Consider the following 22,833-nt stretch of genomic DNA (forward strand, 5'->3'; position numbering starts at 1 on the left):
GAACTTTGGGCAGGGGACTTTTTGGCCGCGAACTGGGACCGGAGCGCGAGGCCGGGGAAGGGATGCTACCTATACGGTATGGGTGCGGCCAATCCTACATAGAAATCCGGGTGGAATTAGGCCGCCCGGCGCCCCTGGCCCCCAGGCCCGGCGTCGCGTAGACTGGCCCCCATGTTCAGCACCTTCTTCTTCCAGCTGCGCCAGGCCCGCATTCCCGTGACCCTGCGGGAGTATCTGGCCCTGATGGAGGCCATGTCCGCGCATGTCGCAGGCTACAGCGTGGAGGACTTCTACCACCTGTCCCGCACCATCCTGGTGAAGGATGAGCGCAACCTTGACCGCTTCGACGTCGTCTTCGGCCAAGTCTTCAAGGGACTGGAAGGGGCGGCGGGCGGAGAGGGCAGCGATGTCGCCGCGCGCGACCTGCCCGAGGAATGGCTGCGCAAGCTGGCCGAGCGGCACCTGACGGAGGAGGAGAAGGCGCAAATCCAGGCCCTGGGCGGCTGGGAAAAGCTGATGGAGACATTGGCCCAGCGCCTAAAGGAACAGCATGGCCGCCACCAGGGTGGGTCCAAATGGATCGGCACGGCCGGCACCTCGCCCTTCGGCGCCTATGGCTACAATCCGGAGGGCGTGCGCATCGGGCAAGAGGGTAGCCGCCACCGTCGCGCGGTGAAGGTCTGGGACCGGCGCGAGTTCCGCAACCTGGACGACACGGTGGAGCTGGGCACCCGCAACATCAAGGTGGCGCTGCGCCGCCTGCGCAAGTTCGCCCGCACGGGTGCGGCCGAGGTGCTGGACCTACCCGACACCATACGCGCCACGGCGGCCAACGCCGGCCACCTGGACCTGAAGCTGCGCCCCGAACGGCACAACGCGGTCAAGGTGCTGCTGTTCCTGGATGTGGGCGGTTCCATGGACGACCACATCCGCCTGTGCGAGGAGCTGTTCTCCGCCGCCAAGGGCGAGTTCAAGCACCTGGAGTATTTCTACTTCCACAATTGCGTCTATGAGGGCGTGTGGAAGGACAACCGCCGCCGCCGCACGGAACAGATGTCGACCTTCGACGTGCTGCACACCTACCCGGCGGACTACAAGCTGATCTTCGTGGGCGACGCCAGCATGAGCCCCTATGAGATCACCCACGCCGGCGGGGCGGTGGAGCATTGGAACCAGGAGGCGGGGCAGGTGTGGCTGCGGCGTCTGCTGGACGTCTACCGCCGCGCCATCTGGCTGAACCCGGTCAGCGAAGGCTATTGGCCTTACACCGCCAGCATCGGCCTGATTAAAAATTTGATGGAAGGCCGCATGTATCCCTTGACCCTGCAGGGGCTGGAGGCGGGCATGCGGGAACTTAGCCATTGATTTATTAACGTTTCTTGGCGCCCACCCACGCAAGTGCAGGGGGGCAGGGACGCCCAAAGCACAGTTGCCGCGCCGGGCATCCCGGCATAGTGTCCGCGCGGGCTCAAAAATTTTGAGCCGGACGCGGGCGGCCTTCCCAGACCGTGCCCCAAACCGCGCCCCCAAAACCGCGCCATGTCCCCCGATGGTTGGGGAAAGGTGCTAGTGCCAAGGATGAAAGAGAAGATGAATTCTCCGACCAAGATCACCATCGCGCGCGGCGACGGTATCGGCCCCGAGATCATGGACGCCACCCTTGAGGTGTTGGCCGCCAGCGGCGCCAACCTTGAGTATGAGGAAATCCAGATCGGCGAGAGCGTCTATCGCCGGGGCATCATGAACGGCATGGAGCCCAGCGCCTGGGACAGCCTGCGCCGCACCAAGGTGTTCCTGAAGGCCCCCATCACCACCCCGCAGGGCGGCGGCTACAAGTCGCTGAACGTGACCATCCGCGGCGCCCTGGGCCTGTACGCCAACATCCGCCCCTGCGTCTCCTACTCCCCCTTCGTCGCCACCAAGCACCCGTCCATGGACGTGGTCATCGTGCGCGAGAACGAGGAAGACCTGTACGCCGGCATCGAATACCGCCAGACGCAGGACGTGACCCAGGCCGTGAAACTGATCTCCCGCCCCGGGTCGGAGAAGATCATCCGCTACGCCTTCGAATACGCGCGGGCCAACCATCGCCGCAAGGTGACGGCCTTCGTGAAGGACAACATCATGAAGATCTCCGATGGGCTGTTCCATCGGGTCTTCGACGAGATCGCCGCCGAGTACCCGGACATCGAGGCGGAGAGCATGATCGTCGACATCGGCGCCGCCCGCCTGGCGGACACGCCGGAGCACTTCGACGTCATCGTCACCCTGAACCTGTACGGCGACATCATCTCCGACATCGCCGCGCAGATCACCGGCTCGGTCGGCCTGGCCGGCTCCTCCAACATCGGTGACCAGTGCGCCATGTTCGAGGCCATCCACGGCTCCGCCCCCACCATCGCCGGCAAGGGCATCGCCAACCCGTCGGGCCTGCTGCTGGCCTCGGTCATGATGCTGGTCCACATCGGCCAGTCGGAAGCGGCCGAGCGCATCCATAACGCCTGGCTTAAGATGATCGAGGACGGCATCCACACCGTCGACATCTTCAAGCGCGGCGTCAGCAAGGCCCGCATCGGCACCCGCGATTTCGCCGCCAACCTGGTCGATCGCCTGGGCGAGCGCCCGGCCACCCTGGTGCCCGCCAGCTATCCCGCCGGCGTCGCCAGCAGCTTCAGCGGCATCGCCCTGAAGGGCGCCCCGGCCCAGACCAAGAAGCTGGTGGGCGTGGACGTGTTCCTGGAGCGCAAGGGCGGCACCGGCGACGATATGGCCGCGCTGTTCCAGCCTTTGATCCCCGCCGGCCTGAAGCTGGTGATGGTGTCCAACCGCGGCCAGAAGGTGTGGCCGGACGGCGCGCCGGAAACCTTCTGCACCGACCATTGGCGCTGCCGTGTCATGGCCGACGGCGCCGATGAGCTGAAGCACGGCCAGGTGGCCGAGCTGCTGGCCCGCGTCGCCAAGGAGGGCCTGGACTTCGTCCAGAGCTCCAACCTCTACACCTTCGACGGCGCCAACGGCTTCTCCGCCGCCGCCGGCCAGTAAGGTTGCGTGAAACGGCACGGGCATGGGAGTGATCCCATGCCCGTCGCCATTTTAGGGGGCGCCCGTTCCCTCTTAACTCCCCTTTAATAGGGGATGAACGAGAGTGGCCCCGCTAGGAATAGTGGCTGTGCCTGGGATATACCCACTAAGGAGAGGGGCGGTGGGTTTCCCTAGGCTGCCTGCGGATCTTGGGTGTGGATTCTGTATCCACGGCCCAAAAACGAGTCGGAATCACCTGTTCAGGCTTTGGCAAGTTTGGTAGTGTCACACGCATCTCGATACCAAATCTTGTTGATGGGAAATTTCCCGGTATCGACTGCTGGAGCGGGACGCTCGGCGGTGACGGCATGTTTTTGCGCGCCCGCCGATCTCGGGGGCTAAGGAGCGAGGGCTTCGATGGAAGAAGAAAAAGCGTCGATGAGTTGGACTGACGAGCGTATCGAGCGCCTGCGCCAGCTGTGGGGCCAGGGCATGAGCGCCAGCGAGATCGCCGACCTGCTGGGCAATGTGACCCGCAACGCGGTGATCGGCAAGGCGCACCGGCTGGGCCTCTCGGGCCGGCCGTCGCCCATCAAGAAGAAGCCCACGCGCGGCGCCACCATCCTGTCGCTGAACGAGCGCATGTGCAAATGGCCGGTGGGCGATCCCAAGCACGCCGATTTCCATTTCTGCGGCTGCCCCTCGCTGCCTGGCATGCCCTACTGCCGTGAGCACGCGCAGATGGCTTACCAGCCCGCCAAGAAGCGGGATGACGAACGCAAGTTGGTCATGGCCTGAGGCACTGGTCCTCGCACGGAATTAAGCGAACCCCCGCCGGCGACGGCGGGGGTTTTGCTTTTGGCGCTGGTGGAACATCGCGAGATCCGAATACGCGCCAGCCAAAAGAAAACGCCGGGCGGTGGGTGCCGCCCGGCGTCTCTGTCACATCGCAACCGTTGGCAAGCCTCAGGCGGCGAAGCCCATGGCCTTGCGCAGGTTCTCGTCCAGCTTGGCCAGGAAGTCCTGGGTAGTCAGCCACGGCTGGTCAGGGCCGATCAGGATGGCCAGGTCCTTGGTCATGAAGCCGGACTCGACCGTCTCCACGCACACCTTCTCCAGCGTCTTGGCGAAGTTGGTGACCTCCGGCGTGCCGTCGAACTGGCCGCGATAGGCCAGGCCCTGCGTCCACGCGAAGATCGAGGCGATGGGGTTGGTGGAGGTGGGGCGGCCCTTCTGGTGCTCACGATAGTGGCGGGTCACCGTGCCGTGGGCGGCCTCGGCCTCCACGGTCTTGCCATCGGGGGTCAGCAGTACCGAGGTCATCAGGCCCAGAGAGCCGAAACCCTGGGCCACGGTGTCGGACTGCACGTCGCCGTCGTAGTTCTTGCAGGCCCAGACGAAGGCGCCGTCCCACTTCAGGGCGGAGGCGACCATGTCGTCGATCAGGCGGTGCTCGTAGACGATGCCCTTGGCCTTGAAGCGCTCGGCGAACTCGGCGTCGAAGATTTCCTGGAAGATGTCCTTGAAGCGGCCGTCATAGGCCTTGAGGATCGTGTTCTTCGTGGACAGGTACACCGGATAGCCGCGCTGCAGGCCGTAGTTGAAGCAGGCGCGGGCGAAGCCGGCGATCGATTCGTCCAGGTTGTACATGCCCATGGCCACGCCGGCCTCGGGGAACTTGAACACGTCGTAGGTGATGGCCTCGCCGCCGTCGTCGGGCGTGAAGGTCATGGTCAGCTTGCCGGCGCCGGGCACCTTGAAGTCGGTGGCGCGGTACTGGTCGCCGAAGGCGTGGCGGCCGATGACGATGGGCTTGGTCCAGCCCGGCACCAGGCGCGGCACGTTCTTGCAGATGATGGGCTCACGGAAGACGGTGCCGCCCAGGATGTTGCGGATGGTGCCGTTGGGCGACTTCCACATCTTCTTCAGGCTGAACTCGACCACGCGGGCCTCGTCCGGGGTGATGGTCGCGCACTTCACGCCCACGCCGTACTTCTTGATGGCCTCGGCCGCGTCCACGGTCACCTGGTCGTTGGTGGCGTCGCGATGCTCGATGCCGAGGTCGAAGTACTTCAGGTCGATGTCGAGGTAGGGCAGGATCAGCTTGTCTTTGATGAACTGCCAAATGATGCGGGTCATCTCATCGCCATCAAGCTCGACGACGGGATTGGCAACCTTGATCTTCTGCATTCTCAATGCCTTCTGCGTATAGGTAATTTTTATGACAACCGGCGCCGCGTTTGAGCGCGCCTCGATATGCCAGAACCGTTTCCCGGGTAAGAAACGACCGCGATTGGCGGCCAGTATATCGGACGGCCGGTATAAGAGCCCATTCGGGCCCGGCGATCAAGCAAGCGGGGCGGGGAACCGGCGTGCGGTCCCCGCAACGGTGTCCCCCCGATGGAACCGGGGCCGGCCGCCCTTGAAACCGGCTACAGCCGTTCCACCGCGATCTTCTGCAGGGCGTCCGGCGCGCGGCGCAGGGCCGGCAATATGGCGTGGACGCTGTCGACGAAGGTGAAATAGCTCTCGATCTCGCCCCGGCCGAAACCGGTGGCGCGGATGTGAGTCAGCAGGTCGCGCAGCGGATCCCAGTAGCCGTCGATGTTGGCGATGACCACCGGCTTGTCGTGCAGGCCCAGCTGGCGCCAGGTGATGATCTCGAACGCCTCGTCCAGGGTGCCCAGGCCGCCGGGCATGACGATGAAGGCGTCGGACTTCTCCACCATCATGCGCTTGCGCGTGTGCATGCTGTCCACGACGTGCAGCTCGGTCAGGCCGCCGTGGTCGACCTCGCGCACCTGGATGTGGTCGGGGATGATGCCCACCACCTCGCCGCCGGCCGCCAGGGCGGCGTCGGCGGTGATGCCCATCAGGCCCACGCGGCCGCCGCCATAGACCAGCCGCAGGCCGGCGCTGCCGATCAGAGTGCCCAGGTCGTGGGCGGCCTTCTTGTATTCCTCCGACACCTGGCCCGAGGACCCGCAATAGACACAGACGCTACGCACCTTGGACATTCCTCTCATCCTTATGGAACGGGCGGGATGGGCTTTACCCACCTGATCCCCGCCCGGGGGCCGCCGTCCCGATGACCGCCAGCGGGGCTTGCCGGACGGGTGACGGCCCGTTACACCATCCTTGCGAGCCGACTGCAAGCCATCCGGCAGGCCGTGCAAGGCGGCGGATGGCATTAGGCGACCCGGACGGGTGGCGGGCAAGGCCATAGAGATAAGTGGTTACAATCAGGGCAGGAGAGAAGAATGCCGCGTGCTTTTCGTGATGTCCCGCAAGCCTTTCGCGCCGGTTCCGCCGTGCGTGTCGCCGCCGGCCTGGCCCTGGCCGCCGCCCTTCTGGGCGGCAGCGTCGCCCACGCCGCGCTGGACCCGGCGGAAATCGTCAAGGCCCGCCAGCAGGACATGAAGAAGCTGGGCGGCGGCATGAAGGTCTTCATGGGCTACCTGAAGGACGACAAGGGCACCGCCCAGGACGTGGCCGCCGCCGCCGCCGCCATGCAGGCCGTGACCAAGGGCCTGCCCGACCAGTTCACCGAGGGTACGGCCGTGGGCGTGGGCGAAAGCGAGGCCCTGCCCGTGATCTGGCAGGAGAACGCCAAGTTCCGCCAGGGCTTCACCGACCTGGCCCAGGCGCTGGACAAGATCCTGGCCCTGCCGGCCACCGCCGATAAGGCCGCCATCGGCCAGGTGGTGCAGGCCGTGGGCGGCACCTGCAAGCAATGCCACGAGACCTACCGGCAGAAGAAGTAAGCCGGGCGTGGCGCCCGAGGATCAGGGTGGGGGCCTGGGGGAGCGCATCCCCATCTGGGACCTGCCCATCCGGCTGTTCCACTGGCTGTTGGTCGCCGATTTGGCCGGGCTGTGGTGGACGGCCACCCACGACGATTTGGCCCTGCATTTCAAGCTGGGCTACGCCGCCCTGGCCCTGCTGCTGTTCCGCCTGCTCTGGGGGGTGATGGGCAGCGACCAGGCGCGCTTCGCCCGCTTCCTGAAGGGGCCGGCGGCGGTGCTGAGCCACGTGCGGCACGTGGCCAGCCCCGGCCCGCTGCCACCGCAGCGCGGGCACAACGCGCTGGGCGGCTGGGCCGTGGTAGTCCTGTTGCTGGTGCTGCTGGCCCAGGTGGGCACCGGCCTGTTCGCCGTGGATGACGACGGGATGGAGGAGGGGCCGCTGGCCCACCGCGTCGGCGCGTCGGCCACCAAGCTGGCGCGGCGGCTGCACCACGCCAACTTCAGCCTGATCCAGATTGTGGTCGCCGTCCACGTGGCGGCGGTGCTGTTCTATCTGCTGGTCAAGCGCGAGAACCTGGTGCGCCCCATGGTCACGGGGTGGAAACGCCTTACCTTCCTGCCCGGCGATGGGGCGGGGGAGAGCGACGTGGGCCACGGCTGGGTTCCGCTGTGGCGGGCGGGCCTATTGGCCGCGGTGGCGGCGGGTTTGGTGGCGGGTTTGGTCGTTTTCGCCTGACGCGGCGATCTTCCAGGCTTGATCGCGCGGGTGCCACCGGGCTATTCCGGGACGGCACCCAGGGTCAACTGGGGGGCTCATGAACCGGCGGCCGGGGGTCAGCCGCCGGGACAATGACAAAGGAACCGACTGTGACGCAGAACAAGGTCATTGCCGCCGTCGTCGGCGTGGGCGCGCTGGCGCTGCTGGTCTGGGGCTTGTCCCACATGCAGGCCGACCGCACCGCCGGCACGACGCAAACCGCCGCCCCGGCCGTGGCCGAGGCCCCGTCCGGCCCCAGCGCGGTTCCCACCTTCGATGTGGTACGCGTCAGCCCCGACGGCACGGCGGTCATCGCCGGCCGTGCCATGCCGGGCGCTGCCGTCACCATCTCCGACGGCGACAAGGAATTGGGTACCGTCACCGCCGACAAGCGCGGCGAGTGGGTGCTGACCCCCACCCAGGCGCTGACCCCAGGCTCCCGCACCCTGTCCCTGAAGATGAAGACGGCGGAAGGCGCCGAGGTCACGGCGGATGAGACGGTGACCCTGGTGGTGCCGGACGCCAAGCGCGACATCGCCGGCCGCAAGCAGAACGAGACCGGCGGCGCCCTGGCCGTCGTCACCCCGCGCCGGGGCGGCAGCCGCGTGCTGCAAAGCCCGGTCAAGACCGACAAGTCGCTGACCGTCGCCATTGACACCATCGACTACAACCGCGCCGGCGCCGTCACCGTGGGCGGCGACGCGCCGGCCAAGGCGGAGGTGCAGCTGTACCTGGACAACACGCTGGTGGGCCACGCCACGGCCGACCTGCAGGGCCGCTGGTCCATCACCCCGGAACGCCTGGTCGACCCCGGCCGCTACACCCTGCGCGTCGATCAGGTGGGGGCCGACGGCAAGGTGGCGGCCCGCGCCGAGGTGACCTTCGAACGCCAGCCCATCGCCGACAGCGACAGCCGCGCCGTGGTGGTGGTGGCTGGCAACAACCTGTGGACCCTGGCCCGCCACCTCTATGGCGAGGGCATCCAGTACACCACCATCTTCGACGCCAACCAGGACCAGATCCGCGACCCCAACCTGATCTACCCCGGCCAGATCTTCATCCTGCCGACCAACGGCCAAGCGGGGGGCGGCCAGGCGAACGGCGGGCAGGCGGGTGCCGGCGGGCATCACTGAGCGTGCCGCAAAAGAAAACGCCCCGGGGACCGATCTCCGAGGCGTTTTTGCTCGGGCGCTGGGCGCCGGTGTCACAAGCCGGTGCTACAAATAGCTGCCGAAGATGCGCAGGTAGGGCCGCGCCTCCTGAATGAACTGCACCGTCTCGTACATCAGGTCGGTCAGGCTGACATGGCCCGGCACATCCTGCTGGCTCAGCACCAGCACCTTCTGTTGTTCGTCGACGATGAAGCGGGCGGTGCGCAGGCTGGCCGTGGCACGCAGGATGGACTGCAGCTTGGCGCGCTTCTCCGGCGCCTCGATGGTATAGGGCAGGAAGCCGACCTCGGCCCAAATCTGGAACAGGGTGCTTTCATCCTGCGGCGTGATCGAGACGTGGAACAGCAGGCCGTCCAGACAGAAATGATGGCGTGAGGGCGAACGGTCGCGGTTGAGGCGAACCGTGCCATCCTCGCCGAACAGCAGGGCGTCCTTGCCCAGCGGCAGGCCCGCCTGGGCGCTTTGCGCCAAGCCGGCGAGGTTCTGGACGGTGACGATCGCCTGTTCCATTGACTGAACGCCCTCTCAATGCTTTTAGCGCCGGTTCGGCAGCAGAACAAACCGGCATCATGCTTACCCTCAGGCGCCGTTGGCCGTCCACCTTAATCCCGGGCGCCTTTGTGAACTTAATGAAGGCGCCCTATTGCCAAGGTGCGCATTGCGGCGCGCGTGAAGCGGGAGCATATCGGCAGAGAACTAACAAGAAGTAAGCGGCCAGTTCCTGGGAACCGGGTGGGAGGACGCGGACTTGAGCAGCGATATGGATGTGGCGGTCCTGGTGGTGGGGGCCGGTCCCACGGGCCTGGCGCTGGCGGCCATGCTGGGCCGCACTGGCGTGCCCGTTCGGGTGATCGACAAGGCGGTGGGCCGCTCCCAGAAATCGAAGGCGCTGGGCGTGCATGCCGGCACGCTGGAGGCCCTGTCGGATGTATTCGGCGTGGGCCTGCCGGCCCGCATGGTGGCCACGGGCCAGCCGGTGCGCACCGTGCATTTCCACCTGGGCGACCAACGGCCCATCCCGGTGGATCTGGGTGGCCTGCCCAGCCCCTACAACTTCGTCCTGGTGCTGCCGCAGGGAGAGACGGAGCGCCTGCTGGCGGAGCAAGCGGCGGCCTTCAACGTGGCTGTCGACTGGAACCATGAGTTGGCCGGCCTGCGGCAGGACGGCGACGGCGTGCAGTGCGAGGTGCGCCGGCCCGATGGCGGCATAGAGCTGGTGCGCGCCGCCTATGTCGCCGGTTGCGACGGCGCCCACAGCGTGGTGCGCCACCAGGTGGGCGCCGGTTTCGCCGGTGGCTCCTATCCCGGCACCTTCCTGCTGGCCGACGTGACGCTGGACTGGGGCCCGGTCCACGCGGATCTGGGCCACGACTCCGTGCGCTTCTTCAGTACGGAGGTGGGCGCCATGGCCTTCTTCCCCCTGAAGGATGCGGACCATCCCACGCTGTGCCGCCTGGTGGTGATTCCCAAGGGCGACCCGCCGGTGCCGGAGGCGGAGATCGACCTGGCCGCCTTCAGCACGCTTGCCCGCGCCGTGTCCGGCCTGCCCTTGGTGCTGGGGGAGGCCACCTGGCTGACCCGCTTCACCATCCACCACCGCATGGTGCGGCGGCTGCGCCACGGCCGGGTGTTCCTGGCCGGCGACGCCGCCCATATCCACAGCCCGGCCGGCGGCCAGGGCATGAACACCGGCATCCAGGATGCCCTGAACCTGGGCGCCCGCCTGACGGAGGCGCTGCGCCGGGGTGGGAGAGGGCGGAAGGACGAGGGCGTGCTGGACCGCTACGCCCAGGACCGCCTGCCCGTGGCGCGGGGCGTACTGCGGGGCACCGACCTGATTTCCCGCGTGGGCCTGCTGGCCGACGGTTGGTGGGGCCGGCTGCTGCGCCGGCACATTCTGCCCCTGGTCATCGGCACCCCCTTCCTGCGGCGGCGCATCGCGCTGACCCTGTCGCAACTGCCGGTGTCGCGCCAGGAGCGGCCGGTGCGGCTGGCGGCGCTGGACTAAACCCTGCTGCCGGCCATCTCCCGCGCCACCGCCTCGCCTTTGGCGCGGCGGAAGTCGACCAGGCGCTTGCCCGGCTCATCCCGGAAGGTCTGGTCCAGCACCTCCGAAGCCCGCAGGCGGTCCAAGCGGAAGCAGCGGAAGTCCGCCTTCAATTCGCACCAGGCGATCAGCAGCCACACAGGCCCGAAGAAGCTGAGCGACAGGGGGCGGACCGATCGCTCGCTCAGGGTGCCGTTCAGGGTTTCATAGGTGATGCGCAGGTACTGCCGCCGCTGGGCAGCCCGCTTCAACTGCAGCAGGTCCACCGCCGGCGGGTGGCGGGTCACCCAAGGGGGCGCCCACAGGATCTCCCGCGCCGCGCTGTCGCGGGCAGCCTTGGGCAGCACGGCCCGGATCTTGGTCAGCGCCATCTCCGCCTGCGCCGCCAGGGCGCCGTCGCTCCAGATGCTCAGCACCCGGGCGCCGAAGGCCAGGATCTCCGCTTCGTCCTCGGTCAGGGTCAGGGGCGGCAGGAAATAGCCCTGGCCCAGACTGAAGCCGACACCGGCCTCTCCCCGGATGGGGACGCCGGCGGCCAGCAGCGCCTCGATGTCGCGATAGACCGTGCGGGCGGAAACCTCCAGGGCCTCCGCCAGGGTGGCCGCCGTCACCACCGGGCGGCCTCGCAGCAGGTCCAGCAGGATCAACAACCTTTCCGCGCGACGCGCCATCTTGCCACCATGCTGTCAACAGGCTGACCATAGAATGCATGACGGCGCTGGCTCTCGGGAAGACGGTGCGGGTGCCGAAGCAGGGAACAGGAATGGGGGCAGCCATGGCGTCGGTGGAAGACGCGATCGCGACTATGGAACGGAACATCGAGGCGGCGTCGGGGCAGCCGGTGGCCGTGTGGGTGGCGCGCATCCGGGCGCAGGGCCTGACCAAGCACGGGGAAATGGTGACTTGGCTGAAAGCGGAACATGGCTTCGGCCACGGCTATGCCAACCATGTCGCCAAGCGTGCCTTGGCTGACGCGACACCGCGCTCGGCCGACGATCCCGTGGCGCACTTGTTCGAGGGCAAGGCGGGGCTGCGCCCCCTTTATGACGCGCTGGTAGCGGCGGTGACGGCTGTCGGGCCCGACGTCGAGGTGGCGCCCAAGAAGGCCAATGTCAGCATCCGCCGGCGCAAGCAGTTCGCCCTGATCCAGCCGTCGACGCGCACCCGCCTCGACCTCGGCCTGGTGTTGAAGGCCCGTCCGCCGCAAGGCCGGCTGGAGGCGTCGGGCAGTTTCAACGCCATGTTCACCCACCGGGTGAGGCTGGAGGCCGTGGCCGACGTGGATGCCGAAGTGCTGGGCTGGCTGAAGGAGGCGTACGATGAGGCGGTTTGAGCGCGGCCTGGCTGCGGCCGCGCTGATGGTGGCGGCGTTGATGCCCCCCGCGAAGGCGGCGGAGTCGCTGGCGGCCCTCTCATTCCTGGTGGGCGAACGCGTCGCCGACTCCGCTCCTGGTGCGCGGCCCAATCAGGGGGGCACGTCGGAAATCAGGCCCGACCTGAACGGCAGCCTGCTGGTGCGCCGCGACCGCACCCACATGGCCGAGGGCGGCGACCTGGACATGGTCATGACCATGTATGTGGAAGGCGGGCACCTGCGCGCCGATTTCTTCGACACGGCTGGGCACGTCATCCACTATCATGTGACGGAATTGGCGCCGGGCCGGCGCGTCCAGTTCACCAGCGATCCGGCGCCGGCGGCCCCCACCTTCCGCCTGACATATGAGGGGCTGGCGGGCGGCCGCCTGGCTGTCCGGTTCGAGATCGCGCCGCCGGGGCCGCAGCCGTCCTTCACGCTGTTCACCGAGGGGACCTTGTCGCCGGCGCCGTGATGAGTGCTGTCCAGGCGGATCCATCCCCTTCTGCCCCCTTCTGCCCCCTTCGGCGCATGCCGCCCGTCCATCGGCGGCGCTTTGATCCGCCGGGTAGCCTGGGTATACAGGAGGGGTGCGGTGCCCTAGCGACAGGATGGCATACCGGTGGTCAGACGTGTCTATTCCCGCAAGGAAGTGGTGGGCCTGCTGGACGCGTTGGAGCGTCAGGCGCGCGAATCCACCCAGCTGGCCAAGCAGGCCGAAGCCGCCGCCGCCCGCGACAGCTTCGAGGCCTACAACGCCTTCCGCAACAAGGTGGGGGAGTTCCGCGCCCTGTGCATCTTGGTGGAAGGCCGCCTGCGCAGCATGGACGGCCCGGTGGATGATGTGCGCGAGCGCTACGCCCAGCTGGACACCCTGATGCTGAGCCTGCTGGTGCGGGCCAGCATGCGCTTTTTCTTTGTGCTGTCGGCCAAAACCGTGCTGCCCCTGGGCGCCCGCGAGATCTTCGTGACGGAGTTGCGCAGCCTTTATGAGGCCAGTGAAAAACTGCGCAAGCCCGAATACGCCAGCCGCCTGAACGAATCCATCCGCAGCGAGCTGGAGACGGCCGAGATGATCCTGGAAGAGATCATCGACAAGGCGCCGTCCATGCTGCAGTTCAGTTAAGTTTTCCCTCAATCGCCGGGCGGCGGCATCCGCCGCCTTGGCTATCCGCCCTTTTCAGTCCGTTGCCGCTCCCCGAAAAGGTCCGGCGGATGCGGTCGCATCCTATGGAGGCATGCGGTTCTTTCTCAGGCCTCCGATGGGATTGACGTGATTGCGGCGGGTAAGCGCACCACGTCGCGGTAGGCGTGCCAGCTGGCGTGCCCGATCAGGGGCAGCAGCGGCACCAGGCCGATGAACAGCGTGACCATGCCCAGTGCCACGGCCCCCGCGATCAGGGCGGCCCACAGCAGCATGGCGCGGGGGCTGGCGCGCACCGCCGTGATGCTGGTGGCGACGGCGGTGAGGACGCCGACGTTGCGGTCCAGCAACAGGGGCAGGGTCACCACGCTGATGGTGAAGGTGGCCAGCGCCAGGGCGGCGCCCAGCAGGGTGCCGACGATCAGGAAGGGCAGGGCCGCCGGAGTCAGCAGCACGGCGGGCAGGCCGTCCGGCGGCACATGCACATCGCCCAGCATCAGGGCATAGAGCAGGGTGGCCAGCCGCACCCAGAACAGGTGCATCAGCAGCAGCACCACGCCGAAGGCGCCGATGCCGGACAGGTTGCCGCGCCAGGCGTTCAGGCAGGCGGCGGCGTCGGGCGGCAGGCCCCGCTCGCGCCGGCGCGACGCCTCGTAGAAGGTGACGGACAGCAAGGGCGCCAGCAGCATGAAACCGCCGGTCAGCGGCAGCAGCAGGGCCAGCCAGCCGTCCAGGATGGCCACCGCCGTGGCGAAGAAGCCCACCGCCGCCAGTATCAGGCCGTAGCCCAGGCTGATGGGGGGCGTCGCCGCCATGTCGGCCCACCCCAGCCGCAGCCAGTGCCAGGGCCGGTCCATCGGCACCCGCCGCACCGCGGGTGAGGGGTGGGTGAAAACCGGGATCAGGGTCCCGTCCGTCATCGCCGTCATGGCCTTGTGCCGCTCCGCCCAGGGGTTGCAATGCCAACCGCGTCCCGGAGGCCTTCTTGCCGGGCCTTCCGTCACTCACCCAACCATACGCCAGGTTGATGGATGGCGGCTTGACGCAGGTCAATGCGGCAGGGTGTGCCCACCATCACAGTGCCGACGCTGAGGAGCATCGGCCCCGTCGCCCGACGGACACCGCCTGGGAAGCCAGGCCCGCCGATGCCCGCAATCGTTGTCTTAAGAGACGAGATCCGGGGGTTCAACCCGGGTCCCTGCCGCTTGAGCCCATATTCGGGGGGTGTCATGAGTGTAGCGGTTTCCGGGGGGGTGCCCATCACGGCGGCCCGTCCCGCCAGCCGGGAAGCCTATGTGGAGGATGTGGTCCGCGCGTTCACCATCGCGACCATGTTCTGGGGCATCGCCGCCTTCACGGTCGGCGTCCTCATTGCCTTTCAGTTGGCGTTTCCCGCGCTGAATTTCGGTTTGGAATGGACCAGCTTCGGCCGCGTGCGGCCGCTGCACACGTCCGCGGCCATCTTCGCCTTCGGCGGCAACGCGCTGCTGGGCACCTCCTTCTTCGTGGTCCAGCGCACCTGCCGCGCCCCCCTGTTCGGCGGCGCGCTGCCGGCCTGGTTCATCTTCTGGGGCTATCAGCTGTTCATCGTGCTGGCCGGCACGGGCTACCTGATGGGCATCACCCAGGGCAAGGAATATGCCGAGCCCGAGTGGTACACCGACCTGTGGCTGACCATCGTCTGGGTCGCCTACCTGATCGTGTTCGCCGGCACGCTGATCAAGCGGCGTGAGCCGCACATCTACGTGGCCAACTGGTTCTACCTGGCGTTCATCATCACCATCGCCATGCTGCACATCGTCAACAACCTGGCGGTGCCCGTCAGCTTCACCGGCACGAAGAGCTACGGCGCCTTCGCCGGCGTGCAGGACGCGATGATCCAGTGGTGGTACGGCCACAACGCGGTGGGCTTCTTCCTGACCGCCGGCTTCCTGGGCATGATGTACTACTTCATCCCCAAGGCGGCGGAGCGGCCGGTTTACTCCTACCGCCTGTCCATCATCCACTTCTGGGCCCTGATCTTCCTCTACATCTGGGCCGGCCCGCACCACCTGCACTACACGGCGCTGCCGGACTGGACGCAGACCCTGGGCATGGTGTTCTCCATCATGCTGTGGATGCCCAGCTGGGGCGGCATGATCAACGGCATCATGACCCTGTCGGGCGCCTGGGACAAACTGCGCACCAACCCGTCGCTGCGCTTCACGGTCACCGCCGTCGCCTTCTACGGCATGAGCACCTTCGAAGGCCCCGTCATGTCGGTGAAGCCGGTGAACGCGCTCAGCCACTACACCGACTGGACCATCGGCCATGTGCACTCCGGTGCCCTGGGCTGGGTCGCCTTCGTCACCTTCGGCGCCATGTACTACCTGGTGCCGGTGCTGTGGCGGCGTAAGGGGCTGTGGAGCCAGACGCTGGTGGAATGGCACTTCTGGACCGCCACCCTGGGCATCGTGCTCTACATTACCTCCATGTGGGTGTCGGGCATCATGCAGGGCCTGATGTGGCGCGCCTACGACGACATGGGCTTCCTGCAGTACTCGTTCGTCGAGACGGTGGCCGCCATGCACCCCTACTACATCATCCGCGGCATGGGCGGCGTCCTGTTCCTGACCGGCGCCATCATCATGGCCTTCAACCTGATCCGCACCGTGAAGCATGGCCAGCCGCTGGCGGAAGACCGGCCCGCGGGCCTGGTCGCGGCCGAGTGAGCGGAGGGACCGAAAATGAAATTCTCTCACGCCATCGTCGAAAAGAACGTCGTCATCCTGGCGCTGCTGACCCTGATCACCGTGTCCATCGGTGGCCTGGTGCAGATCGTGCCCCTGTTCTCCATCGAAACCACGATTGAGCGGGTGGGCGGGGTGCGCCCCTACACCCCGCTGGAGCAGATGGGCCGCAACATCTACATCCGCGAGGGCTGCTACGTCTGCCACAGCCAGCAGATCCGCACCTTCCGCGATGAGGTGGAGCGCTATGGTCCCTACAGCCTGGCGGCGGAAAGCATGTACGACCATCCCTTCCAGTGGGGGTCCAAGCGTATCGGTCCGGATCTGGCCCGCGTCGGCGGCAAGTATTCCAACGACTGGCACGTCGCCCACCTGAAGGACCCGCGCGCCGTGGTGCCGGAATCGATCATGCCGACCTACGCCTTCCTGGCCAGCCGTCCGCTGTCGGTGCCCAACATCCAGGATCACCTGAAGACCCTGCGCACCGTGGGCGTTCCCTACACGGACGACATGATCGCCAATGCCGCCGCCGACCTGAAGGCCCAGGCCGACCCGGACGCCGACACCAGCGGCTTGCTGAAGCGGTACCCGAAGGCGGTGGTGGGCAAGTTCAACACCGAAAGCCCCGAGCTGACGGAGATGGACGCCCTGGTGGCCTACCTGCAGATGCTGGGCACGCTGGTCGAGTTCAGCAAGCTGCAGCCCGAAGACCTGCACCAGTGAGGGGGATGCCATGGAAGAGTTCCACGCCCTGATCTCGCAGGTTTGGCTGCTGTGGTTCGTGGCCTTGTTCAGCGGTATCGGCATCTGGGCCTATTGGCCCTCGCGCCGGCGCCGCCTGGACGAGTGCGCCCGTATCCCGCTGCTGGATGACGCCGACCACCCGCTGCCCGAGCGGCGGCGGCCCCTACGGCGGACAATGCCGACTATGAAAGGCTGAGGTCCCCCATGTCGACCAACACTGACAACCATGCCCATGCGGGCACGGAAAGAGACGCCCACACGGGCCGGGAGACCACCGGCCATGAATGGGACGGCATCAAGGAGTTGAACACGCCGCTGCCCAAGTGGTGGCTGTACACCTTCTACGCCTGCATCGCCTTCGCCCTGGTCTACACCGTGCTCTATCCCGCCTGGCCCAGCCTGCACTCCCACACCAAGGGCGTGCTGGGCTGGACCCGGCGCGACACGGTGAAGTCCGAGCTGGACACCCGCCAGCAGGCGCTGGCGCCCTTGAAGGCCAAGCTGCTGGCCACGCCCATCGGCGACGTCGAGAAGGATCCGGAACTGCGCGGCTACGTGCAGGCCGCCGGCCACATCGCCTTCGCCGAGAACTGCGCCGCTTGCCACGGCGCCGGCGGCGCCGGGGGCAAAGGCTTCCCCAACCTGGCCGACGACGATTGGCTGTGGGGTGGCACGCCGGAGCAAATCCTGCAGACCGTCACCTACGGCGTGCGCAATTCCAACCCGGACTCCCGCGTGTCGGACATGCCCCGCTTTGGCGCGGACGGCCTGCTGACCAAGGAGCAGATCAACGACGTGGCGGAATACGTGCTGAGCCTGTCGAACACCGGTACGGACAAGGCGGCCGCCGGCCGCGGCGCCCAGGTGTTCGCGGACAACTGCGCCGCCTGCCATGGTGACAAGGGCGACGGCAACCCCGACGTGGGCGCCCCCCGCCTGAACGACGCCATCTGGCTCTATGGCGGGGACAAGGCCACGGTCGTCCAGACCATCACCTACGCCCGGCGCGGCAGCATGCCGGCGTGGAGCGAGCGTCTGGATCCCGCCACTGTCAAGCTGCTGGCCGCCTACGTGCACACCCTGGGTGGTGGGAAGTAAGGCCGGCGGGGGGTGGGACCATCCTTCCCCCCATTCCCCGACGACCCGCTTCCAAGGGACCCCGCCCAGGGTCCGCACGAGAGAACCCCCGCCGCGTCCCCATCCGGCGGGGGTTTTTCTTTGCCCGGATCACAGTTGCGGCGCTTTGCAAGCGGTTGTTTTCACGCCTGTGACCTGCCGTCGCGGCGCGGCAACGGCCGGCGGGCGGTTGATCTATCGCAAGGCGAGGGACGCGGCGCGGGCATAGGGTCCGTCCATATCCGCGTTGGTGGCCCAACCATTGGGGCTGGCCCGCGTATGGTTACTAGGATGGATCCCATGGAAACCAATCCCCAGGACGGCGGCTTACTGGAACGCCCGGTCGAACAACGCAAGGCGCCGCCGCGTGACGGCCGCCCGCAGTCGATCAAGGCCAGCCGTGACAGCCAGGAAGGCGGCCTGTATGCCGAGCGGGTCAAGGTGTACCCCAAGGCGGTTTCCGGGCCCTTCCGCACGCTGAAATGGGCGATTTTGGTCTTGTGCCTGGCGGTCTATTACACCGTTCCCTGGGTGCGGTGGGACCGCGGGCCCGGGGCGCCCAACCAAGCGATCCTCATCGACCTCGCCGCCCCGCGCGCCTATTTCTTTGGCATCGAGATTTGGCCGCAGGAGGTCTACTACATCACCGGCCTGCTGGTGTTGGGGGCCGTGGGCCTGTTCCTGGTGACCTCGCTGGCCGGGCGTGTCTGGTGCGGCTACACCTGCCCACAGACAGTGTGGACCGACCTGTTCATGGCGGTGGAGCGCTGGATCGAGGGTGACCGCGGCGCCCGCATCCGTCTGGATAACCAGCCTTTGAACCGGGAAAAGCTGCTGCGCAAGACGGCCAAGCACGCCGCCTGGCTGGCCATCTCCCTGGCCACCGGTGGGGCCTGGGTGTTGTACTTCGACGATGCGCCCACGGCGCTGAAGGCGCTGCTGACCGGTCACGCCACCATGCGTGAATATTTCTTCGTCGGCCTTTTCACCACCACAACCTATGTCCTGGCCGGTTGGGCACGCGAGCAGGTCTGCACCTATATGTGCCCATGGCCCCGTTTCCAGAGCTCGATGCTGGACGTGCATTCCCTGGTGGTGACCTATGAGGCCTGGCGCGGCGAGCGGCGCGGGCCGCACAAGGCCGGCACCAGCTGGGAAGGCCGGGGCGACTGCATCGATTGCGGCCAGTGCATCGCCGTCTGCCCCACCGGCATCGACATCCGCGACGGCCAGCAACTTGAGTGCATCGGCTGTGGCCTGTGCATCGACAGCTGCAACGAGATCATGACCAAAGTGGGCCGTCCGCCCAACCTGATCCGCTTCGACACCCTGGCCAACCAGGAGACAAAGGCGGGCGGGCAGGCCAATCGCTATCGCCTGCTGCGGCCGCGCGTGGTGATCTACACCCTGGTGCTGGCGATCGTGGCGGGGGTGATGCTGACCGCCCTGGAAACGCGCGCCACCATGGGCATCAGCGTGCTGCGCGACCGGGCGCCGCTGTATGTCACCCTGTCGGACGGCTCCTTGCGCAACGGCTACACCATCAAGGTCATCAACAAGCGGCGGGGCGAAAGCGCCTTCCAATTGGGCGTGGTCGGCCAGCCGGGCGCGACCCTGGTCGTACAGGATGTGGGCGAGGCCCATGGCAGCGACGGCGTGACGCTGCCGGTGCACGGCGACGCCGTCGCCACCTTCCGCGTCTTCGTCAGCCTGCCGCGCCAGTCGATGACGCGCGACGGCGGCGCCCAAGGTTCCATCCCCCTGGTGTTCAGCCTGACGGAGCAGGGGCCGGCCCCCGCCCGCCCCACCTTCTACGAGGGCGTCTTCATGGGCCCCGGCGCCAAGCCCTGATCTGAGGCCCCGAATCCGAGGAATGACCGTCATGACCGTCATCGACATGCCCCGCCGCCAGCCGCTCAAGCCCAAGCGCTCCCTCATCCCCTGGATCTTCGTGGGCGGCATGGGCGTGGTGATCGTGGTGAATAGCATCCTGATCTACTACGCCATGCACAGCTGGACCGGCATCGTCACCGCCAAGCCCTATGAGCGGGGCATCGAGTACAACAAGGTGCTGGAGGCGCAGGCCCAGCAGGACGCCCTGGGCTGGGTGTTCGACGCGGATATCGAGCCGGCCGCCGACAGCGCGAAGGGGACGGGTGTGCTGACCGTGCGCATCACCGACCGCGACGGCGCCGTCCTGGACGGGATGGCCCTGACCGGCCGCCTGGTCCGGCCCATCGACATCATGCCCGACGTGCCGCTGACCTTCACCGCCAGCGGCAACGGCCGCTACACGGCCACGGTCGCCCTGCCCAAGCATGGGCAGTGGGACCTGAAGCTGAAGGCGGAGAAGGGCCCCCACTGGTACCACCTGACCCGCCGGCTGTTCGTGAAGTAAGGCGGATAGGACGCGACCCATGCCCTTGGACAGCCTGACGACGCACTGCCGGCATTGCGGCCAGCCCCTGCTGGGGGCGGCGACGGAGCGGGGCGCTTTCTGCTGCCAGGGCTGTGCCGGCGCCTACACCCTGATCCATGACCTGGGGCTGGATGCCTATTACGACCGCCGGCCGGCGGAGGCCGCCGCTCCCGCCGTGGCGGATGACGGGGATGGCGCCGATCCCCTGCTGGGCCTGCCCGACGCGGTGGCGGTGGCCCCGGACGGCAGCTGCCTGCTGCGCCTCAGCGTCGACGGCTTGCACTGCGGTGCCTGCCTGTGGCTGATCGAGGCGGCGGTGACCAAGCACCATCCCGAGGTGCAATCCGCCCGAGCCAACCTGACCACGCGCTGCCTGACCCTGCGCTGGACGGGCACGCCCGCCCAGGCTGTGGAGTACGCCCGGCTGGTGACGGGCCTGGGGTATCGCGTGGCGCCCTTCGGCGGCGCCGGCGCGGGGGCCGACCCGGCGGCGGCGCAGGAACGGGCGCTGCTGCGCCGTCTGGCGCTGGCGGGTTTCGCCGCCGCCAACGTCATGCTGCTGTCCGTGTCGGTCTGGTCCGGCGCCGATGCCATGGGCGACGCCACCCGCACGCTGCTGCATTGGGTGTCGGCGCTGATCGCCCTGCCCACGGTGGCCATTGCCGGCCAGCCCTTCTTCCAGTCGGCGCTGGCGGCGCTGCGCGCCGGCCGCACCAACATGGACGTGCCCATTTCCGTGGGCGTGCTGCTGACCACGGGCATGAGCGTGGTGATGACGGCCCAGCATGGGGAGCACGCCTATTTCGACGGCGCCGTTATGCTGCTGTTCTTCCTGCTGGTGGGCCGCTACCTGGACAGCCGGGCCCGCGGCCGAGCCCGGTCCGCCGCCGCTCACCTGCTGGCGCTGAACCAAGCGCCCGTGTCGGTGCTGGGTGCCGACGGCCTGCCCCAGGTCCTGCCCCCCGCCCGTGTGCCCCTGGGCGGCACGGTGCTGGTGGCAGCGGGGGAGCGCATCGGCGTGGACGGCACGGTGGCCGAGGGCGTGTCCGACCTGGACGCCAGCCTGGTGACGGGCGAGACGCTGCCCCTGGCGGTGGCGCCCGGCACCCAGGTCTTCGCCGGCATGATCAACCGCACCGCCCCCTTGCGCCTGACCGCCACGGCCAGTGGCGAGGGCACGCTGCTGGCCGAGATGGTGCGCCTGCTGGAGGCGGCGGAGCAGGGGCGGGCGCGCCATGTCCTGCTGGCGGACCGTGTTGCCCGGGCCTACACGCCCGTGGTGCACCTGACGGCGCTGGCCACCTTCCTGGCCTGGGTTTTCCTGGGCCATGCCGTCTGGTACCAGGCGCTGCTGATCGCCGTGTCCGTCCTGATCATCACCTGCCCCTGCGCCCTGGCGCTGGCGGTGCCGGCGGTGCAGGTGGCGGCCAGCGGCCGGCTGATGCGGCAGGGCATCCTGCTGAAGTCCGCCACCGCCCTGGAGCGTCTGGCCCCCATCGACACCGTGGTGTTCGACAAGACCGGAACCCTGACCCTGGGCCGGCCCGACCTGGTGGCCGATCCCACCCTGGCGGTGGAGGAACTGGAACTGGCCGCCCGCCTGGCCCGCGCCTCGCGCCACCCCCTGTCGCGGGCGCTGGCCCGCGCCGCCGGTCCCGGTCCCGTGGCCGAGGGCGTGGTGGAGGTGCCGGGCGGCGGCCTGCGCTGGCTGGGGCCGCAGGGCTTCGTCCGCCTGGGATCGCGCGCCTTCTGCGGCGTGCCAGACTTTGCCAATGGGGATACCGACGAGGGGCGGGCGGGGCCGGAGCTGTGGTTCAGCCGCTGTGGCCAGCCGCCCCGGCGCTTCCTGTTCACCGACCGGCCCCGCCGCGACGCCGCCGCCGTGGTGGCGGAGCTGAAGGCCGCCGGCTACCGGGTGGAGCTGCTGTCCGGCGACCGCGCCGTCACCGCCCAGGCCCTGGCGGCGGAGGTCGGCATCGATATCGTGCGCGCCGACGCCCGGCCGGCCGAAAAGTGCGCGCACCTGGCGGCGCTGCGGGCGGAAGGGCGGAAGGTGCTGATGGTGGGCGACGGGCTGAACGACGCCGCGGCCCTGGCCGCCGCCGATGTCTCGCTCAGCCCCGCCAGCGCCGTGGACGTGACCCAGACCGCAGCCGACGTGGTGTTCCAGGGCGACGGCCTGGCGGCGGTGGCGGAGACGCTGGCCGTGGCCCGGCGGGCCCGCGCCCTGGTGCGCCAGAACCTGGCCTTCACCCTGCTGTACAACCTGTGCGCCGTGCCGGTGGCCATCGCCGGCTTCGCCACGCCGTTCGTGGCCGCCGCCGCCATGTCGGGATCATCCCTGGCGGTCATGGCCAATGCCCTGCGCCTGGGAAGCAAAAAGCCCCGCGATGGAGGTTACCGATGAACAGCCTGCTTTTCCTCATCCCCGCCGCCCTGCTGCTGGGCGGGCTGGGGCTCTGCGCCTTCCTCTGGGCGGTGCGCGACGGCCAGTTCGAAGACCTCGACGGCTCCGCCACCCGCATCCTGTACGAGGATGAAACGCCGCTGCCCAAGCGGCACACCTGATCCGTTTAGTCTGATG

The 22,833-nt window shown here is 68.0% G+C and carries 23 protein-coding genes; 18 read left to right on the top strand and 5 right to left on the bottom strand.

The window, feature by feature from the left end:
• The first annotated feature begins 171 nt into the window (after positions 1–171).
• From Y958_RS06135 to Y958_RS06145, 3 genes are all read left to right on the top strand, one after another.
• Positions 172–1,365 (top strand): vWA domain-containing protein, encoded by a 1,194-nt coding sequence (locus Y958_RS06135; protein WP_088871301.1) that lies wholly within the window; start codon positions 172–174, stop codon positions 1,363–1,365.
• 225 nt (positions 1,366–1,590) lie between these two features.
• Positions 1,591–3,042, top strand: a complete 1,452-nt coding sequence (locus Y958_RS06140) for an NADP-dependent isocitrate dehydrogenase (protein WP_004272075.1) — start codon at positions 1,591–1,593, stop codon at positions 3,040–3,042.
• A gap of 417 nt (positions 3,043–3,459) precedes the next feature.
• Positions 3,460–3,819, top strand: a complete 360-nt coding sequence (locus Y958_RS06145; RefSeq protein ID WP_004272076.1) for a GcrA family cell cycle regulator — start codon at positions 3,460–3,462, stop codon at positions 3,817–3,819.
• A 168-nt stretch (positions 3,820–3,987) separates the two neighbouring features.
• On the opposite strand, the gene Y958_RS06150 is transcribed toward Y958_RS06145, so the two are convergent.
• Together Y958_RS06150 and Y958_RS06155 are read right to left on the bottom strand one after the other, a co-directional pair.
• On the bottom strand, positions 3,988–5,211 hold the full coding sequence (locus tag Y958_RS06150) for an NADP-dependent isocitrate dehydrogenase (protein WP_088871302.1): 1,224 nt from the start codon (positions 5,209–5,211) through the stop codon (positions 3,988–3,990).
• Positions 5,212–5,453: 242 nt separating this feature from the next.
• Positions 5,454–6,038 carry an LOG family protein gene (locus Y958_RS06155; RefSeq protein WP_088871303.1) on the bottom strand — a complete coding sequence of 195 codons (585 nt, stop codon included), beginning with the start codon at positions 6,036–6,038 and terminating at the stop codon, positions 5,454–5,456.
• A gap of 243 nt (positions 6,039–6,281) precedes the next feature.
• Between Y958_RS06155 and Y958_RS06160 the strand changes: the two genes are divergently transcribed.
• The 3 genes from Y958_RS06160 to Y958_RS06170 all read left to right on the top strand — a co-directional run bounded on the left by Y958_RS06160 (position 6,282) and on the right by Y958_RS06170 (position 8,657).
• Positions 6,282–6,785 carry a c-type cytochrome gene (locus Y958_RS06160; RefSeq protein ID WP_088871304.1) on the top strand — a complete coding sequence of 168 codons (504 nt, stop codon included), beginning with the start codon at positions 6,282–6,284 and terminating at the stop codon, positions 6,783–6,785.
• Between the two features lie 7 nt (positions 6,786–6,792).
• On the top strand, positions 6,793–7,503 hold the full coding sequence (locus tag Y958_RS06165) for a cytochrome b/b6 domain-containing protein (protein ID WP_211098551.1): 711 nt from the start codon (positions 6,793–6,795) through the stop codon (positions 7,501–7,503).
• 131 nt (positions 7,504–7,634) lie between these two features.
• Entirely contained in the window at positions 7,635–8,657 is a 1,023-nt protein-coding gene (locus tag Y958_RS06170; RefSeq protein WP_088871305.1) for a LysM peptidoglycan-binding domain-containing protein, read from the top strand.
• Between the two features lie 84 nt (positions 8,658–8,741).
• Here Y958_RS06170 and Y958_RS06175 read toward each other — a convergent pair whose 3' ends face one another.
• Positions 8,742–9,206 carry a hypothetical protein gene (locus tag Y958_RS06175; RefSeq protein ID WP_088871306.1) on the bottom strand — a complete coding sequence of 155 codons (465 nt, stop codon included), beginning with the start codon at positions 9,204–9,206 and terminating at the stop codon, positions 8,742–8,744.
• A 238-nt stretch (positions 9,207–9,444) separates the two neighbouring features.
• On the opposite strand from Y958_RS06175, the gene Y958_RS06180 reads away from it, so the two are divergent.
• Positions 9,445–10,704 carry an FAD-dependent monooxygenase gene (locus Y958_RS06180; protein ID WP_145727808.1) on the top strand — a complete coding sequence of 420 codons (1,260 nt, stop codon included), beginning with the start codon at positions 9,445–9,447 and terminating at the stop codon, positions 10,702–10,704.
• Here the strand turns inward: Y958_RS06180 and Y958_RS06185 are convergent.
• Entirely contained in the window at positions 10,701–11,414 is a 714-nt protein-coding gene (locus Y958_RS06185) for a helix-turn-helix transcriptional regulator (RefSeq protein WP_088871308.1), read from the bottom strand. The genes Y958_RS06180 and Y958_RS06185 overlap by 4 nt on opposite strands.
• Before the next feature lie 92 nt (positions 11,415–11,506).
• On the opposite strand from Y958_RS06185, the gene Y958_RS06190 reads away from it, so the two are divergent.
• The 3 genes from Y958_RS06190 to Y958_RS06200 all read left to right on the top strand — a co-directional run bounded on the left by Y958_RS06190 (position 11,507) and on the right by Y958_RS06200 (position 13,223).
• A complete protein-coding gene (locus Y958_RS06190; protein WP_211098552.1) occupies positions 11,507–12,076 on the top strand; it encodes a DUF5655 domain-containing protein in 570 nt (189 codons plus the stop codon).
• A complete protein-coding gene (locus Y958_RS06195; RefSeq protein WP_088871310.1) occupies positions 12,063–12,572 on the top strand; it encodes a hypothetical protein in 510 nt (169 codons plus the stop codon). Before Y958_RS06190 ends, Y958_RS06195 begins: the two co-directional genes overlap by 14 nt.
• A gap of 147 nt (positions 12,573–12,719) precedes the next feature.
• On the top strand, positions 12,720–13,223 hold the full coding sequence (locus Y958_RS06200) for a hypothetical protein (protein WP_040849387.1): 504 nt from the start codon (positions 12,720–12,722) through the stop codon (positions 13,221–13,223).
• Positions 13,224–13,348: 125 nt separating this feature from the next.
• On the opposite strand, the gene Y958_RS06205 is transcribed toward Y958_RS06200, so the two are convergent.
• The gene (locus Y958_RS06205; RefSeq protein WP_244909394.1) at positions 13,349–14,170 is read right to left on the bottom strand and encodes a DUF2189 domain-containing protein; all 822 of its coding nucleotides are present in this window, start codon (positions 14,168–14,170) and stop codon (positions 13,349–13,351) included.
• A gap of 300 nt (positions 14,171–14,470) precedes the next feature.
• Here Y958_RS06205 and ccoN point away from each other — a divergent pair, with 300 nt between their 5' ends.
• The 8 genes from ccoN to ccoS all read left to right on the top strand — a co-directional run bounded on the left by ccoN (position 14,471) and on the right by ccoS (position 22,817).
• Entirely contained in the window at positions 14,471–15,952 is a 1,482-nt protein-coding gene (gene ccoN, locus Y958_RS06210; RefSeq protein WP_040849390.1) for a cytochrome-c oxidase, cbb3-type subunit I, read from the top strand.
• A gap of 15 nt (positions 15,953–15,967) precedes the next feature.
• Entirely contained in the window at positions 15,968–16,693 is a 726-nt protein-coding gene (gene ccoO, locus Y958_RS06215; protein ID WP_004274100.1) for a cytochrome-c oxidase, cbb3-type subunit II, read from the top strand.
• Positions 16,694–16,703: 10 nt separating this feature from the next.
• The gene (locus Y958_RS06220; protein ID WP_088871312.1) at positions 16,704–16,910 is read left to right on the top strand and encodes a cbb3-type cytochrome oxidase subunit 3; all 207 of its coding nucleotides are present in this window, start codon (positions 16,704–16,706) and stop codon (positions 16,908–16,910) included.
• A gap of 8 nt (positions 16,911–16,918) precedes the next feature.
• Positions 16,919–17,812, top strand: coding sequence for a cytochrome-c oxidase, cbb3-type subunit III (ccoP, locus tag Y958_RS06225; RefSeq protein WP_088871313.1), 894 nt, complete (start codon positions 16,919–16,921; stop codon positions 17,810–17,812).
• Between the two features lie 318 nt (positions 17,813–18,130).
• Entirely contained in the window at positions 18,131–19,681 is a 1,551-nt protein-coding gene (gene ccoG, locus Y958_RS06230; protein WP_088872519.1) for a cytochrome c oxidase accessory protein CcoG, read from the top strand.
• Between the two features lie 31 nt (positions 19,682–19,712).
• The gene (locus Y958_RS06235; RefSeq protein ID WP_244411132.1) at positions 19,713–20,228 is read left to right on the top strand and encodes a FixH family protein; all 516 of its coding nucleotides are present in this window, start codon (positions 19,713–19,715) and stop codon (positions 20,226–20,228) included.
• 19 nt (positions 20,229–20,247) lie between these two features.
• Positions 20,248–22,656 carry a heavy metal translocating P-type ATPase metal-binding domain-containing protein gene (locus Y958_RS06240; RefSeq protein ID WP_088871314.1) on the top strand — a complete coding sequence of 803 codons (2,409 nt, stop codon included), beginning with the start codon at positions 20,248–20,250 and terminating at the stop codon, positions 22,654–22,656.
• A complete protein-coding gene (gene ccoS / locus Y958_RS06245) occupies positions 22,653–22,817 on the top strand; it encodes a cbb3-type cytochrome oxidase assembly protein CcoS (RefSeq protein ID WP_004274417.1) in 165 nt (54 codons plus the stop codon). Before Y958_RS06240 ends, ccoS begins: the two co-directional genes overlap by 4 nt.
• Positions 22,818–22,833 lie beyond the last annotated feature (16 nt).

This window comes from Nitrospirillum viridazoti CBAmc (genome assembly GCF_000730165.1).
GTDB classification, from domain to species: domain Bacteria; phylum Pseudomonadota; class Alphaproteobacteria; order Azospirillales; family Azospirillaceae; genus Nitrospirillum; species Nitrospirillum viridazoti.

Coding starts and splice junctions, on each gene's coding strand:
- Y958_RS06175 (WP_088871306.1), bottom strand. CDS start 9,206: ATGGAACAGGCGATCGTCACCGTCCAGAACCTCGCCGGCTTGGCGCAA.
- Y958_RS06145 (WP_004272076.1), top strand. CDS start 3,460: ATGAGTTGGACTGACGAGCGTATCGAGCGCCTGCGCCAGCTGTGGGGC.
- ccoS (WP_004274417.1), top strand. CDS start 22,653: ATGAACAGCCTGCTTTTCCTCATCCCCGCCGCCCTGCTGCTGGGCGGG.
- Y958_RS06150 (WP_088871302.1), bottom strand. CDS start 5,211: ATGCAGAAGATCAAGGTTGCCAATCCCGTCGTCGAGCTTGATGGCGAT.
- ccoN (WP_040849390.1), top strand. CDS start 14,471: ATGAGTGTAGCGGTTTCCGGGGGGGTGCCCATCACGGCGGCCCGTCCC.
- Y958_RS06205 (WP_244909394.1), bottom strand. CDS start 14,170: ATGACGGCGATGACGGACGGGACCCTGATCCCGGTTTTCACCCACCCC.
- Y958_RS06140 (WP_004272075.1), top strand. CDS start 1,591: ATGAATTCTCCGACCAAGATCACCATCGCGCGCGGCGACGGTATCGGC.
- Y958_RS06235 (WP_244411132.1), top strand. CDS start 19,713: ATGACCGTCATCGACATGCCCCGCCGCCAGCCGCTCAAGCCCAAGCGC.
- ccoO (WP_004274100.1), top strand. CDS start 15,968: ATGAAATTCTCTCACGCCATCGTCGAAAAGAACGTCGTCATCCTGGCG.
- Y958_RS06185 (WP_088871308.1), bottom strand. CDS start 11,414: ATGGCGCGTCGCGCGGAAAGGTTGTTGATCCTGCTGGACCTGCTGCGA.
- ccoP (WP_088871313.1), top strand. CDS start 16,919: ATGTCGACCAACACTGACAACCATGCCCATGCGGGCACGGAAAGAGAC.
- Y958_RS06155 (WP_088871303.1), bottom strand. CDS start 6,038: ATGTCCAAGGTGCGTAGCGTCTGTGTCTATTGCGGGTCCTCGGGCCAG.
- Y958_RS06220 (WP_088871312.1), top strand. CDS start 16,704: ATGGAAGAGTTCCACGCCCTGATCTCGCAGGTTTGGCTGCTGTGGTTC.
- Y958_RS06195 (WP_088871310.1), top strand. CDS start 12,063: ATGAGGCGGTTTGAGCGCGGCCTGGCTGCGGCCGCGCTGATGGTGGCG.
- Y958_RS06240 (WP_088871314.1), top strand. CDS start 20,248: ATGCCCTTGGACAGCCTGACGACGCACTGCCGGCATTGCGGCCAGCCC.
- Y958_RS06190 (WP_211098552.1), top strand. CDS start 11,507: ATGGGGGCAGCCATGGCGTCGGTGGAAGACGCGATCGCGACTATGGAA.
- Y958_RS06135 (WP_088871301.1), top strand. CDS start 172: ATGTTCAGCACCTTCTTCTTCCAGCTGCGCCAGGCCCGCATTCCCGTG.
- Y958_RS06160 (WP_088871304.1), top strand. CDS start 6,282: ATGCCGCGTGCTTTTCGTGATGTCCCGCAAGCCTTTCGCGCCGGTTCC.
- ccoG (WP_088872519.1), top strand. CDS start 18,131: ATGGAAACCAATCCCCAGGACGGCGGCTTACTGGAACGCCCGGTCGAA.